Source organism: Flavilitoribacter nigricans DSM 23189 = NBRC 102662 (assembly GCF_002646595.1).
In the GTDB taxonomy this organism is placed as follows: Bacteria; Bacteroidota; Bacteroidia; order Chitinophagales; family Saprospiraceae; genus Flavilitoribacter; species Flavilitoribacter nigricans.
Map to the genome: position 1 here is coordinate 51146 of NZ_PDUD01000037.1, position 15691 is coordinate 66836.

A 15691-nucleotide genomic window follows, 5' to 3' on the forward strand; every position below is an offset into this window, starting at 1 on the left:
AAGGGGAGAAGGGCATTGCTTTGCCTTTCTCCCAATCTCCTGGTCACCCCGTGTTTCTCATTTTGTCCAGTAGTATGGATTCCGACATTCACACTGCACAGAATATCGTAATAAGCCAAACCTTGACCATGTCAATTAGAATAACCATTCTCTTTTTTATTTCCACTATGCTTGTCCTGCACGCCAGGGCACAGGACCCAACCGAGCCGGACTTCCACCAGTGGGCCAAAACCCCGCCCATGGGGTGGAACAGCTGGGACTGTTTCGGCCCGTCCGTTACGGAAGCGGAGGTCAAAGCGAATGCGGACTATATGGCGGAAAACCTCGCTGCGCACGGTTGGGAATACATTGTGGTCGATATTCGCTGGTATGTAGACAACCAAACCTCCGGCCACTACAATGCCTTTAATAACTCTACTTTTATATACGATGAATACGGAAGATTCCTGCCGTCACCTACCCGCTTTCCGTCCTCACTAAACGGACAGGGCTTCAAACCTTTGGCTGATTATGTGCACGGCTTGGGGCTGAAATTCGGTATCCATATCATGCGGGGAGTACCCAAAGTAGCGATCAACAATAAACTGCCGATCAAGGGCGGGAACGGTAAAACTGCCGCCGATATCTATTCCACCGCGCTGGAATGTACCTGGTTGAAGGATATGTACACCATTGACGCCAGCCGGGAAGGAGCCCAGGAATACTACAATTCCATCTTCGAGCTGTATGCCGCCTGGGGTGTGGATTTTGTCAAAATTGATGACCTGTCGAGGCCCTACCATGCGCCGGAGATCGAAATGATCCGGAAGGCCATTGACCATACCGGTCGGCCCATGGTATTGAGTATGTCTCCGGGGGCAACTCCGCTGGATCAGCACGCGCACGCAAAGGAGAACGCCAATATGTGGCGTACCGTCGACGACTTCTGGGACAACTGGAGTCAGCTGAACTATCAGTTCGGGGTTTGTGCCGATTGGGCGCCCTATATCTCTCCGGGGGCCTGGCCCGACGCGGATATGTTGCCATTGGGCCATATTGCCATCCGGGGAGAACGCGGGGTGGATCGCTACACCAATTTCACCGAAGATGAACAGTATACCCTGATGAGTCTTTGGTCCATTTTCAAATCACCGCTTATGTTTGGGGGGCATTTGCCGGATAATGATGCTTTTACCAATGCGCTTCTAACCAACGAAGAGGTACTGTTCATGCACAACAGCTCCGTCGGCAATAAGCAATGGTACCGTCAGGACGGAGGAATTGCCTGGATTGCGGATGATCCGTCCAACGGAGATAAATACGTAGCGCTTTTCAATACCGGGGGCAATGAATTTGTAACGACAGACCATCTGCTGTACCGGAGCGGTCCGATCTCGACCCTGACGGACGATTACGGTGTGAATATCGACATCCCGATCCCCGAAGGAAGCAATACCCTGTTCCTGATCGTGGATGACGCCAGTGACGGGATCAGTTTTGACCATGCGGATTGGATCAATCCGACCCTTCACCTGAAAGATGGAACAACCCTTAATCTCACCGACTTGGACTGGGAATACGCCACGGCCGAATGGGGTTCGGTGGCGGTAAACCAAAGCGTTACGGGCGGTCCGCTAAATGTGGACGGGACTGTCTATGACAATGGGATCGGTACCCATTCCAAGTCGATCATTCTTTACGAAATTCCGGACAACACCGTGCGATTCACCGCCTTTGCCGGGCTGGATATCGGCGGGACCAGCCAGGTGGGTACCCCTACTCTGGAATTTATGGTAGCCACCGCCGATCCGACCCCCCGGGAGGTCGATCCCAATAAAGCGGTTGCGAATAGCGGCAGGATCAGCCGGACCATGCAAAGGGCCGGTAAGTACCTTTCGGCAGATATTACCGGTGCGGAAAAACTCTACCTGGTCGTAACGGATGCCGGTGATAACTTCAACTACGATCACGCCGATTGGATCCAGCCGACGCTTTTCGGACCCAATGGCGAATCCCTGCCTTTAACTTCCCTCGATTGGGTGAGCGCTACCAGCGGTTGGGATCAGGTGAAAAAGAACACCAGTCTGGATAATAACCCGCTCACGGTCAACGGGGTAGTATACGCCGATGGCCTCGGGGTGAATTCCTATTCCATTATAGAATACGACCTGCCCGCAGGATACACCCGCTTTGTGTCCTTGTGCGGATTTGACGATGAAGTGCTGGGTGCGCCGGAAGGCGTTTCGATGGAGTTCCTGGTGTTTACGGAGTCGCCCCAGAAAACCAGTACGATCACTTTGCCGGTGGATTTGCCGGAACTGGGATTCAGCGGCGACTGTGCAGTCCGGGACCTCTGGGCTGGATCCGATATCGGGATCTTTTCCGGATTGGAATTCGCTCCGATGGTCAGCAATCACGGAGCGGAACTATACCGGATCGCTGCGCTGGATCGCAGTGATGAGGTCTCCGTAACGCTCAGCGGTCCGACCCAGGTCGATCTCGGCGACAATTTCACGCTGGATATGGCGGTCTCCGCCGATGCAGTAAGTCAAAGCGGATGGATCATGCTTTATCAGGATGGAGTCGATCTGGCTACCCTGCAGTTGGATGAATCCGGAAAAGCGCAGTACTCTACCTCTTTATCCACATCCGGAACATTTGCCTATGTAGCCCGCTACAGCGGAAATGCGGAGTACAATCCGAAGGCCTCAGCCACCCTGGAAGTGAGCACGATGGTCACATCCACTCAGTCGGCGGCGGAAGCGTCCCGGCAGGTGACCGTTTACCGGCAGGGAGGTACTCCGTATCTGAAAGGTTTGGAGGTAGGTGATGCCGTACAGGTCTACAATGTGATGGGGCAAAAACTTTCCGACTTTAAAGTACGGTCGGATGTTGTCCCGATCCCGGCGGCTGCCAAAGGAATTGTATTACTCGTTATCAGAACCACTGACAAGCATATGTTCGCACTGATGACAGTGCAACCGTAGTTCGGTCAATTACTATTCATTTTGAACATTTAAAACGATTTTATGGAACAATTATATCTACTTTACAAAAAGCAGCTTATCGCTGTCCTCGTCATCCTGACCACCCTGGGCGGGATACCGGCACTCAATGCTCAGAGCCGGGTTACTTCGGCTGATCTGATCGGGAGTACCACGAACTGGCCCAATAACGATCCGGCCCAGCTGACCAATGCCTTTGACGGTAATTATGAGACCTTCGTGGACGGATGGGAGAACTGGGGCTTTGTCGGTTACGATATGGGGGAAGGTACCGAGGAGGTGATCGCTTCCTGGAAATTCGCTCCGCGCCAGGGATTTGCCGGCCGCTTAAACGGCTCTCAGTTGCGGGCATCAAACAGCTCCAATTTCCTCAACGATTATGTAGTGCTGGATACCATTACGATGGACCCGGTGGATACTATCTTGACGGAAGTTACCTTGGATGCCGGCGAATCCTATCGCTACATCTATTGGTTCGGCGGCGGCGGCACCTATTCCAACATTGCGGAACTCCAGTTCCTAAATGCCGACGGAGACCCCTTGTCCGGCACCCCGATCGGACAGGAAGGCGGCTCCCAGTGGTGTGCGGAATGCACCTACGACAAAGCCTTCGACGGCGATCTGAATACCTACGTAGAAGGACCGCAAACGATCGGTTTTGTCGGATACGATTTTGGTCCTGCCGGCCAATCGGTCATCGGCTGGGGCTACGCTCCCCGCCAGGGATTTGCTAATCGTCTGAGTGACGGCCAGGGCTATAATACGGAGTTGCGCGGATCCAATGATCCGGACTATCTGAATAATTACACCGTGCTATCGACCATTACGGAGACACCGGCGGAAAATGTGATCACCCAATCTCCCATTGCCGGAGATAACGGCCCCTGGCGCTACATCTATTGGAGTGGCGGTGTTGCTTCTTACGGGAATATTGCCGAACTGGAATTATACACCAACGAGCTCAGCTCCGATAATTTGATCGGTAGTACCACGAACTGGCCCAATAACGAACCGGCCCAGCTAACCAATGCCTTCGATAATAATTTCGAGACCTTCGTAGACGGATGGGAGAATTGGGGTTTTGTGGGTTACGATCTCGGTGAAGGTACTGATGCAACGATCGCTTCCTGGAAATTTGCTCCGCGCAGCGGCTTTGCCGGTCGACTGAACGGAACGCAATTACGGGGCTCGAACAGCTCGAACTTCCTCAATGAATTTGTGGTCCTGGATACCATCACTACGGATCCGGTGGATAGCGTTCTGACCGAAGTGATGATCAACGCAAGTGAATCGTATCGCTACATCTACTGGTTTGGCGGTGGCGGCACTTATTCCAATGTTGCGGAACTTCAGTTCCTGGATGCCGGCGGCAATCCGCTGGGCGGTACGCCGATCGGGCACGAAGGTGGCTCCCAGTGGTGTGCGGAATGCACTTATGACAAAGCTCTTGACGGCGATCTGGATACGTATGTGGAAGGACCCCAAACCATAGGTTTTGTCGGATATGATTTTGGTCCGGATGGACAGTCTGTTTCCGCGTGGGGGTATGCGCCCCGTCCGGGTTGGGCCTGGCGCCTGAGTGATGGCCAGGGCTATAATACGGAGTTGCGTGGTTCTAATGATCCGGATTACCTGAATAATTATACGGTACTGTCCACAATTACCGAAACGCCGCCGGAAAATGTGTTGACCGAGGCCAATATTGCGGAAAACAACGGTCCCTGGCGCTATATCTACTGGAGTGGGGGAGTGGCTTCTTATGGTAATATTGCGGAATTGAAACTGTATTCCGGAGCCATCAATGTAGCTCCTACCGTTATGATAACGTCCAGTGTAAACGGGCCGACAACGGTTTCACCCATCCCGGTAACCATCACTTTCAGTGAAACTGTCTTGGGTTTTGAATTGTCGGATATCACCGTCGGTAACGGTGTTGCTGACAACCTGCAGGAGGTTACTGCCGGACTGGTCTGGACCGCGGACATTATTCCCGATGGAGAAGGTATTGTGACCGTAGATGTTGCTGCGGATGTAGTGGTCGATGCCGGTGGTAAGGGCAATAATGCGGCGCTCCAATTCAGTGTCTTCTTTAATGCCAGCACGGAAGATCCGATCACTTCTGCCGACCTCATCGGTAGTACGACCAATTGGCCCAACAATGATCCGGCGGATCTGACCAAGGCTTTCGACGGTGATTTTGATTCCTTTATCGATACCTGGGAAAACTGGGGTTTTGTAGGTTACGATTTCGGGGAAGGCACCGGGGTCGAGGTAGCTTACTGGAAATATGCTCCCCGTACCGGATATGCCGACCGGATGAATGGCTCGGAATTACGGGCTTCCAACAGCGCTGATTTCCTTAACGATTATGTGCGCCTGGATTCTATCGGAGTTATTCCGGTGGAAGGTGTCCTGACGCAGGATACGATCAACTCCACTACCGCTTATCGCTATGTCTACTGGTTTGGCGGTGGCGGTACCTTCTCCAATATTGCGGAACTGCAGTTCCTCGATGCGGACGGCAATCCGCTGATCGGCACCCAGATCGGGCAGGAAGGCGCCTCCGTATGGTGCGCTGAATGTACTTATGACAAAGCTTTCGACGGCGATATTGAGACCTACGTGGAAGGACCGCAAACCATCGGTTTTGTCGGATACGATTTTGGAGCTAAAAAAGGAGCCACCTTAAAGTCCTGGAAATACGCACCGCGTCCGGGTTGGGCCCAGCGTCTGAGTGACGGTCAGGGTTCTAATTCAGAATTGCGCGGCTCCAATGACCCGAATTACCTGAACAATTACACCGTACTCTATACTGTAACCGAAACGCCGCCCGCCTATGCGCTGACGACCGGCCAGATCACCGACGATACACCCTATCGCTACGTATACTGGGCCGGCGGCCCTGCTTCTTACGGTAATATTGCTGAGCTGGAATTGTTTGGAGCCGTGGTGGATAATGACCTGCCTCCGACCATTCAGTTGTCATCCGTGGTCAACGGTGCGACCAATATGAATCCGTTCCCGCTAACGATCGCTTTCAGCGAAAATGTTGCGGATTTTACCATGGAAGATATTACAGTGACTAACGGAGTGGTTTACACCCTGGAGGAAATAACACCGGGCAAGGTCTGGACAGCTTACATTATACCCCTGGCGGACGGAACGGTTACGGTCGATATTGCCGAAGGTGTGGTAATGGATACCGACGGTAACGGCAATAAGCAGGCTACCTCATTTAGCATTGTTTACGATAGCCAGGCACCGACGGTGGCCTTGACTTCCGAGGTGGGCGAAATGACCGATGTTTCACCCATTCTGCTGACGATCACATTCAGTGAAAGTGTTAGCGGTTTCGGCCTGGAAGATATCGTAGTGACCAACGCTACCACGGATAGCCTGCAGGAAGTTAGCGCCGGAACCGTTTGGACCGTACAACTGATACCGGTCGAACAGGGAACCGTAACGGTGGATATCCCGGAAAACGCCGCCGTGGACGTAGCTGCTAACGGCAACGGTGCGGCCGCGCAATTCAGTGTGGTCTACGATGGGGTAGTAGGTGTTGATGAAACCCTGAGACAAGAGGTGAAGATCTGGCCGAACCCGGTCCGGGATCGGTTGTGGATCTCAGCGGAAGGTTTTGACTGGATTGAGCTCTATACGGTACTGGGACAGCCCCTGCAAAGGTTCAGGGGGCAGTCCAATATGAGCGTCGATGTGAGTGGGTTTAGCCGCGGTATCTACCTGGTGAAGTTCATTTACAAAAACTCCTTCTTTACCGAAAAGATCATCATTAAATAATTGAGGGCTCCGTGAAATGCCCGTCCGGCCATTTCACGGACCTGACTTTTGAGTCTTTGGATCGCTGAGCGCTCTGCGACACGAGCCGTCCTGTACCTTGCATGAATGTCCTAATGACCAATGGATCGGGGAATTCACCGTTTAGAAAAAAAACTGTTATGACCAGGCAAGCCTTTCTCCTTATTCCTCTGTCCATCGTTTTGCTGCTGCAACTGCAGGCGCAAACCGGAAGCGAACTGCCCTTTCAGACCTGGGCCAAAACGCCACCCATGGGCTGGAACAGCTGGGATTGTTTTGGTCCGTCCGTAACCGAATCGGAAGTAAAGGCCAATGCCGACTACATGGCCGCGAACCTGAAAGAACACGGTTGGGAATACATAGTGGTCGACATTCGCTGGTATGTCGACAACCAAACTTCAGGGCATTACAATCCCCTGGAAAATTCCACCTTCATTTACGATGAATACGGCCGACTGACGCCTTCACCCACCCGCTTTCCTTCGGCGGCAAACGGTCGGGGTTTCCAACCCCTGGCGGACTATATCCACGATCTGGGACTTAAATTTGGCATCCACATCATGCGGGGGGTGCCCAAAGTGGCGATCAACCATAAATTGCCGATCAAGGATGGAAACGGCAAAACGGCCGCGGATATCTACTCTACGGAACTGGAATGTACCTGGCTAAAGGACATGTATACGGTCGACGCCACCAAAGCGGGCGCACAGGAATATTACAACTCCATTATGGAGCTATACGCTTCCTGGGGCGTGGATTTCATCAAGGTCGACGATCTCTCCCGTCCTTACCACCAGGCGGAAATTGAAATGATCCGCAAGGCGATCGACCGGACCGGTCGGCCCATGGTCCTCAGCATGTCTCCCGGCGCAACCCCGCCGGGTAAGCACGAACACGCTAAAGATCACGCCAATATGTGGCGGACGGTCGATGATTTCTGGGACAACTGGAGCCAGCTCAGCTACCAGTTTGGGGTATGCGCGGAATGGGCGCCCTACATTGCCCCGGGAGCCTGGCCGGACGCGGATATGTTGCCCCTGGGGCACATCGCCATCCGCGGAGAAAGGGGTGTGGACCGTCAGACCAATTTCACCCAAAACGAACAGTATACCCTGATGTCGCTCTGGACCATTTTCAAGTCTCCTTTGATGTTCGGCGGCCATTTACCGGATAACGATGCTTTCACGAATTCTCTGCTGACGAATAAGGAAGTCCTGGACATGCACGGCACGTCCGTAAACAACCGGCAATGGTTTAATCGCGATGAGAGCATTGCCTGGACGGCTGATGATCCGACCAACGGCGATAAATACGTCGCTTTGTTTAACCTGAGCGGCAATCAGTTTGTGGACACCAAAGATCTGCTGTACCGGAGCGGGCCGATCTCTACTTTAACGGATGGCTACGGTACCGCCATTGATATTCCCATTCCCGTCGGGAGCAATAGCCTGTTTTTGATCGCTGATGATGCCGGTGACGGTATTAGCCATGATCATGTAAACTGGATCGATCCGACCATTTATCTGGAGGACGGCACTGCAATTAAACTAACCGACCTACACTGGGAATACGCCTCCACCGAATGGAACTTCGTCCAATCGGGCCACAACGTTACCGGAGGCCCCCTGAATATCAAAGGAACCGTATACGACCATGGGATCGGCACCCATGCCAAATCGATCATACTCTACGAGATCCCGGAAAATACCGTTCGTTTTACGGCCTTTGCCGGACTGGATAAGGGGGGAACCCGTCAGGCCGGTACGCCGACGGTAGAATTTATGATCGCTACCCAGGATCCTACCCCGAGGGAAATAGATGTCCGGAAAGCAATAGCCGGTACCGGGCGGATCAGCCGGACTATGCAAAGGCAGGGAAAAGAGCTCGCCGCGGATATCACCGGTGCCGAAAAATTGTACCTGGTGGTAACGGACGCCGGCGATAATTTCAACTACGATCATGGGGATTGGATCAATCCGACAATTTATAAACCGAACGGCGATTCCCTCTTACTGACGGATATCGATTGGGTCAGCGCCGGCAGTGGCTGGGATACCGTCAAAAAGAACAAAAGTCTGGACAACAACCCGCTAACCGTCAATGGGGTGGTCTATGACCGGGGTTGGGGCGTCAATTCCTATTCCATTATCGAATTTGACTTGCCCGCAGGCTATACCCGCTTCGAAGCGTATTGCGGATTTGACGATGATGTGCTGAATGCCCCCAACGGCGTAACGATGGAGTTTATGGTATTTACCGAAAGCCCCCATCCGAATACCTCCGTTGCTATACCAGTTGACCTCGCCGAATTAGGATTTACGGGGGACTGCAAGATCCGGGATCTTTGGGCGCAGACGGATCTGGGGAACTATACCGGACAGGACTTCGCTCCGAATATCGCTGCTCACGGTGCCGGTCTGTACCGCATTTCTCCGCTGGATCGGCGTGATCAGGCACTGGTCACGCTCAGCGGTCCGACGGAAGGAATGACCGACGATGGCTTTGTACTGGACATCCAGGTCGTGGCTGATACCGTAGCTCCAGGCGGCTGGATCATGCTTTATCAGGACGATTTGCATGTGGCAACCCTGGAACTGGATGAGGCGGGAAATGCACAGTATACAACTGCCCTACCTGCTTCCGGACCGTGTTCTTTCGTCGCTAAATACAGCGGTAATGCTCATTACCAGCCTAAAACCTCGGAAACGCTGAAAATAAGTAGGCCTTAAATTGAAATTAGGATATTGAAGCAGTGCCCAACGGCGGCGTATGTTTAGTCTGGTATTCAAAGTATAATTCCCTACTTTTGTTTTGGACCGTGTCAGGACATGTTCTGAAATGAAAAATGCCATCCACATCGTTTTACTCCTTTTGCTGGTATTCATTGCCCGGGCACAATACAGTAACCAGGTGCATTTTCGCAATATATCAGTACAGGATGGTCTCTCTTTTCCCGCTATCAATTGCATCATTCAGGACCAAAGAGGGTTCATGTGGGTAGGTACCGGAGTGGGACTGAATAAATACGACAGTCAAAACTTCAAAGCCTACTACGCCAATCCGCAGGATCCTCACAGTTTGTCGAATGATAATATTTTGTGCCTGTCGAAGATCCCCGGCATTATCTCCTAATCTCCCCATCGGATAATTAGTGGCTTATCATTTATTCCGGGAGACTGCGTGTCAATTTTTTAACAAAAGCTATCGTATGAGTAGGATCTTCTTTTTGGTGTTAATGACTTTGTTGTTGGCCTGTGGCCGATCAGCGATTAAAGAGGAGCCGGTACTCCAGGCAACCGGTTTAGCTCATCCACAATTAGGGGAGCCGGTCAATATTCTTTGGCTGGTTGCCGAGGATATTAGTCCTTATCTGCCGATGTTCGGAGATTCCACCATCGCCACGCCTAATCTCAGCTGGCTGGCTTCGGAAGGGGTGTGTTACGACAATGTATTTGCCTCCACTCCGGTTTGTGCCCCGGCCCGGGCCGCTATCGCTACCGGTTTGTACGCCAATCGTCTGGGCGCCAATCACATGCGTACCGGCCCCTGGTATTCCAGCAATGTATCACCGGAGGCCATTGCCATCGCCACCAGAAATTCGCCGGAAGGAATGGTCCCTTACGAAGCGGTTCCCCCGCCCGAAGTGAAAATGCTGAGTGAATACCTGCGCCGGGTAGGTTACTACTGTACGAATAATGCCAAGGAAGATTACCAGTTTCGCAAGCCGGTCACCGCCTGGGACGAAAGCAGTAATCGCGCTCACTGGCGCAACGGTCCCAAGGGCCAGCCATTTTTTTCGGTCTTCAATTTCGAAGTTACCCATGAATCCCGGATCTGGTCCAAGGCCAAAGATTCGCTCTGGGTGGCAGCGGATCAACCCGTGCCCGTTCCACCTTATCTCCCGGATACGGAAATCGGTCGCCAGGATATTCGGCGGATGTATTCCAACATCAAAGAAATGGATGCCCAGGTAGGGGAGATCCTGCAACAGCTCCGGGACGACGGCTTGTTGGAAAAGACCATTATTGTCTGGTACAGTGATCACGGTGGCCCGCTGCCTCGCCAGAAGCGGCTATTGTTTGACTCCGGACTGAAGGTACCAATGATCATTCGTTTTCCCGGCCGGCAATTTGCCGGAGAGCGGGATGATCGGCTCATTAGTTTCGTGGACTTTGCCCCAACGACCTTATCCCTCGCAGGTATAGCGCCACCGGACTATATGGATGGTCAGGCCTTTCTGGGCCACTACGCAGCGGAAACCGACAGGGCCTATATTTTTGCGGCGGCCGATCGGTTCGGGCCATCCTATGATAATAACCGGGCGGTACGGGACAAGCGCTTCAAGTACATCCGTTACTATCATCCCGAGAAGCCGAGATTCTTGCATACGGCCTACCGGGATCAGATGCCGATTATGCAGGAACTTTACCACCTGCGGGATGCAGGGGAGCTAACGGCGGCTCAGGCGCTGTGGTTTCGGGAAACCAAACCGGAAGAAGAACTTTTTGACACACAGGCCGATCCCCATGAGATCCATGATCTGGCCGGTGACCCGGCCTATGCCGAAAAGCTGCAGGAACTACGGGCGGCCTGTGATCAATGGGTAGAAGACATCCAAGATAAAAATCTGATGCTGGAGCCGGAACTGATCCAACAATTCTGGCCCGATATGAAGCAGCCGCAGACGGCTGAGCCGATCGTCTCCGCAACCAACGGACTGTTCGAGCTGTCCTGTTCGACTCCCGGGGCCTCCATCGGGTATAAATTTCTGGATCCGGGGCAGGAACCCGGCCTCCACAACTGGCGGGTGTATACGGAAGCTTTTGCATTGCCGGAAGGGAAAGAAGTGGTGGTAGTGGCCCATCGGATTGGGTACAGTGCCAGTGAAATGGTTCGGCGGAGCCAATAGCAGGGTTTCGGTCAGGGGCTTCGAGCTATCAGGCTGAAGATCTTTAGTATAAAAAAAACGACCGCCACGGTTGAGATCCCTATTGTTACGTTTTGATACAATAGGGATTTTCTTTTTCTTGTGATAGTATTTCCTGCTGTTATATAATTTTGATCTACTACGAAAAACCAAGCTGCCATGTGCCTACAAAACGCAAGTCTAAACAGAACCCTATCCTTACCCATGATTGCATGCATTATGTTTTGCTTCTATTCCGGTAGGGTAGGGGCGCAGGCATCCCCGGAGCCGGTCCGGCCACGGATCGTGGTCACTGCCGACCCGGAACTCGATGACAATAATTCCCTCATTCGTTTTTTGCTCTACAGCAGCGACCTGAATATTGAAGGCCTCATTTACGCCAGTAGCCAGTTTCACTGGAAGGGAGATGGGAAAGGCACCAAGTGGTTTGTACCGGGGCGGGAGTACGCCCGTTTCGGCATGGACATCTGTCCCTGTGAATCCTGGCGGTGGGCTGAGGACGAGCGCTTCATCCACGATGCAGTGGACGCCTACGAAGCCGTTTATCCTAATCTGAAAATTCACGAACCCAGTTATCCGTCTCCCGATGACCTGCGATCAAAGATACGCTTCGGCAATATTGAATTCGACGGGGATATCTCGAAGGATTCTCCGGGCTCCGATCTGATCCGGTCCCTGATCCTGGATGATCAGCCGGGGCAGCTCTTTATCACGGCCTGGGGTGGACAGAGCACCATCGCCCGGGCGCTGAAGTCCATCCAGGAGGAATACGAATACACGACGGCCTGGGCGGCCATCCAGGATAAAGTATCGCGCAAGGTGGTGCTGCTGCCGTCCGGTGATCAGGACAATACCTACGCAACTTACATTAAGCCCAATTGGCCGAATATTGAATACCGGCAGTTCAGAGGCGGTCCGCACTACGGGTACGGCGCGCAGATCAATGCCGCTCCGGAAAATGCCGGATTCCTCACGCCGGAATGGATGAAAGCGCACGTATCGGATCAGGGACCACTGGGGGATCTGTACCGGGTCTGGGGGGATGGTAAGCAGATGGTGCCCGGCGATAAAGTGGATTATTTTGGCCTGTCCGGCTATACCAGTCAGGAATTAAAGGATATGGGCTATTTCGTATGGCTGCCGGTCCAGGCAAAAGGTTCCTGGCTGGGGGAGGGTGACAACCACACCTTCATGAACATGCTCGGAAACGGACTGCGGGCCTACGAACGGGGCACCTACGGCGGCTGGGGAGGCCGGGTAGTGCCCAATCGGCAAAACGCCAATGCTTTTTCGATGTCTAACGGATCGAGCGCTGAGGAAATGGCTGCCAGTATGGGTGCCGGCAACGGTCGGCAGGATCAGGCGGAAAGACCGGATCCCAACTTTTTTCCCCAGGCCCAGCGGGATTTTGCCAATCGACTGCACTGGTCCGTAACCGATGACTACGCGGCGGCCAATCATGAACCCGTAGTAACCGTCCAAGGCCCCTTGCAACTACTGGCAGCTCCCGGTCAAAAGATCCCGCTTTTCGGCGCGGCATCGGACCCCGATGGAGATGAGCTTTCCCTGCGGTGGTGGCAATTCCATACGGGTAGCTACCTCGGCGAAGTGACGATCTCCAACCCGGATGAAACCAGGGCGGAGGTATCCATCCCCGAAGACGCAGTAGCAGGACAAACCATTCACCTCATCTTCGAAGCCGCGGACAAGGGAGAGCCATCCCTGACGCGGTATCGGCGGGTGATCATTACGGTCATAGAGAATTAAGACAATACTTTTCCTATATTGATCCGGCGTAAAGTAGTTTGATCCTGACGTGTTTTGTATCGTCAGGATGCACCAAACGGCTTCGGTCAGTGTATGCTGAAGGTCAGGCGTACACCTATCGATAAATTTACAACAAACACCATCTGCTATGACATCGAATGAACGGCCATCTCAGATCTCCCTTAGATTTTTAGCCGAACCCACAGCGGTAAACTTTGGAGGGAAAGTGCACGGCGGCACGGTAATGAAATGGATCGACCAGGCGGGTTACTCCTGTGCCACCGCCTGGAGTGGTTCCTACTGCGTGACGGTCTACGTGGGCGGCATTCGTTTTCTGCGGCCCATACCCATTGGGCATCTGGTGGAAGTCAACGCCAAGATCATCTATACGGGTAAAACCAGCATCCACGTGATGGTAGATGTGTATTCCGGTGATCCCAAAAATATCGAAAAAGAACAGACGACCAATTGCATCATCATTTTTGTTTCCGTCGATGAAGATGGAAAATCCACACCCGTCCACAATTGGGAAGCTACCACGGAGGAAGAAAAAAAATTAGCGGACTACGCCCAGGTATTGATGGAGCTTCGGAAAGATATCCATAAGGAGCATGCCAAAATTTTTGGGGAGATTTAGTTCCTGGGAGGTGGATCTGGTCAGGTTTAATTAGTGGGACTTTATTATCCCGGGGCCTCAAACAACAATAAGCCGATCCAACGGCTTAAGATTCATGGTCTAAATGTTTAGAAATTTGAAAACTAAAGGTGGTACCTTGGTCAACGTGGGACGACACGGTCATGTGACCATCGTGCAGTTCTACAATTCTTTTGCAAAAAGCTAATCCGATGCCATACCCGCTGAAGGTAGATTGCTGGTGTAGCCTGGAGAAAAATCTAAATATGGTAGCATGGTGTTTTTCCGGTATTCCAATACCGTTATCTTTCACGAAAAAGGTCCAATAGCGGTCATCTTCTTTCCATGAAATATCAATCTTCGGACTTAACGCTTCCTGCTTAAATTTTATGGCATTTGCAATCAAATTATGATACAGGAGCTTCAACAGTTCCTTTTTCCCTACCACTAGGGGTAAATTTTCACACCTAATTTCAGCATTATTTTCCTGGATCAAAACGTTCAGGTCCTTTTCCACTTTCTGAATGGTCGTATTAAGATCTACCTCCTCGAATTTTTCCGATTTACCTAAATTGGAAAAATTGAGAATGGTAGTAATCATTCTATCCATTCTATCCGCAGCATCTTTGATGAATTGGAAAGATTGTTTGCCCAAGTGATCCAATTTGTCAAAATATTCTACTTCAAAGAGTTCTACGAATCCCTTTATACTCTTGAGGGGCTCCCTTATATCGTGTGAGGTGATGTAGGCAAAGTGCTCCAGTTGTTCGTTCTTGGACTCGATCACTATTTGGTGCTCCTTAAGCGCTTTATTGGTCTGATACAGTTGATCTAAACGAGGATGAATGAAGCGAAAAACGTAAACTAATGCGCCCAGGATGGTAATCCCGCAAATGACGAATACAATATTGCCGGCCAGGTATAAACGGTTTATTTTTTGAACACTGAACGCAAGTTTACTTTTTTCTTTCTCCCGAAGCGAGTGAATAAGGATCCTAAGGCTATCCATCATCATTTGCCCCGCGTCGGTTTCTACTATTTGCAGAGCTTCCGACAAACGCTCCTGCTGTGTCAATTCAATAGTAGCCTCCAACTCGTCGTATTTTCGGGCAGTAAGATCTTTGATCTTCCTGCCTTCCGGCACGGAGTTTACATCTATATCCTGAAAAATTTCTTTGAAAATGGTCAGGTTAGAAGCCCGTGCTAAATAAAAAGGCCCCAGATATCTTCTGTCTTGCGTTAATAAATAACCTCTCTGCCCCGTCTCGGCATCTTGCAGATTGGATAAGAGGTTGCTTAAATTTACCTCCACTCTCGTACTGGCCTGATAATCACGGTCCAGTTGTTTCGCTTTCGTCTGAATGTAAAAGAAGATGGCTAGAACGACAAGTAAGATTAAAAAGATGTAGGACAACGCCAGAGTAATACTCCGGGGTTTTTTAAACCCATCACTCAATAAATGTAATTGCTTCCTCATGCGACTCTATAACGCTGGTAACCGAACTGGATCATAGAATGTTTACTCAAAGACGTTTAAAAATAGGAGAATTTATAAATCAATCC

The 15691-nt window shown here is 51.7% G+C and carries 8 protein-coding genes; 7 read left to right on the top strand and 1 reads right to left on the bottom strand.

Annotated elements, in window-relative coordinates:
• Positions 1–128 precede the first annotated feature (128 nt).
• From CRP01_RS30495 to CRP01_RS30530, 7 genes are all read left to right on the top strand, one after another.
• A complete protein-coding gene (locus CRP01_RS30495) occupies positions 129–2966 on the top strand; it encodes an NPCBM/NEW2 domain-containing protein (RefSeq protein WP_099153861.1) in 2838 nt (945 codons plus the stop codon).
• Positions 2967–3008: 42 nt separating this feature from the next.
• Complete coding sequence (locus CRP01_RS30500) at positions 3009–6782, top strand: Ig-like domain-containing protein (RefSeq protein ID WP_099153862.1); 3774 nt, start codon at positions 3009–3011, stop codon at positions 6780–6782.
• Positions 6783–6940: 158 nt separating this feature from the next.
• On the top strand, positions 6941–9529 hold the full coding sequence (locus CRP01_RS42880; RefSeq protein ID WP_099153863.1) for an NPCBM/NEW2 domain-containing protein: 2589 nt from the start codon (positions 6941–6943) through the stop codon (positions 9527–9529).
• Positions 9530–9638: 109 nt separating this feature from the next.
• Positions 9639–9932, top strand: a complete 294-nt coding sequence (locus CRP01_RS30510) for a two-component regulator propeller domain-containing protein (protein WP_099153864.1) — start codon at positions 9639–9641, stop codon at positions 9930–9932.
• A 76-nt stretch (positions 9933–10008) separates the two neighbouring features.
• Complete coding sequence (locus CRP01_RS30515) at positions 10009–11709, top strand: sulfatase family protein (protein WP_099153865.1); 1701 nt, start codon at positions 10009–10011, stop codon at positions 11707–11709.
• Positions 11710–11931: 222 nt separating this feature from the next.
• Positions 11932–13494 (top strand): DUF1593 domain-containing protein, encoded by a 1563-nt coding sequence (locus CRP01_RS30525; protein ID WP_099153867.1) that lies wholly within the window; start codon positions 11932–11934, stop codon positions 13492–13494.
• 148 nt (positions 13495–13642) lie between these two features.
• On the top strand, positions 13643–14131 hold the full coding sequence (locus tag CRP01_RS30530; RefSeq protein ID WP_099153868.1) for an acyl-CoA thioesterase: 489 nt from the start codon (positions 13643–13645) through the stop codon (positions 14129–14131).
• An 85-nt stretch (positions 14132–14216) separates the two neighbouring features.
• Here CRP01_RS30530 and CRP01_RS30535 read toward each other — a convergent pair whose 3' ends face one another.
• The gene (locus tag CRP01_RS30535) at positions 14217–15605 is read right to left on the bottom strand and encodes a sensor histidine kinase (protein ID WP_099153869.1); all 1389 of its coding nucleotides are present in this window, start codon (positions 15603–15605) and stop codon (positions 14217–14219) included.
• Positions 15606–15691: the final 86 nt, after the last annotated feature.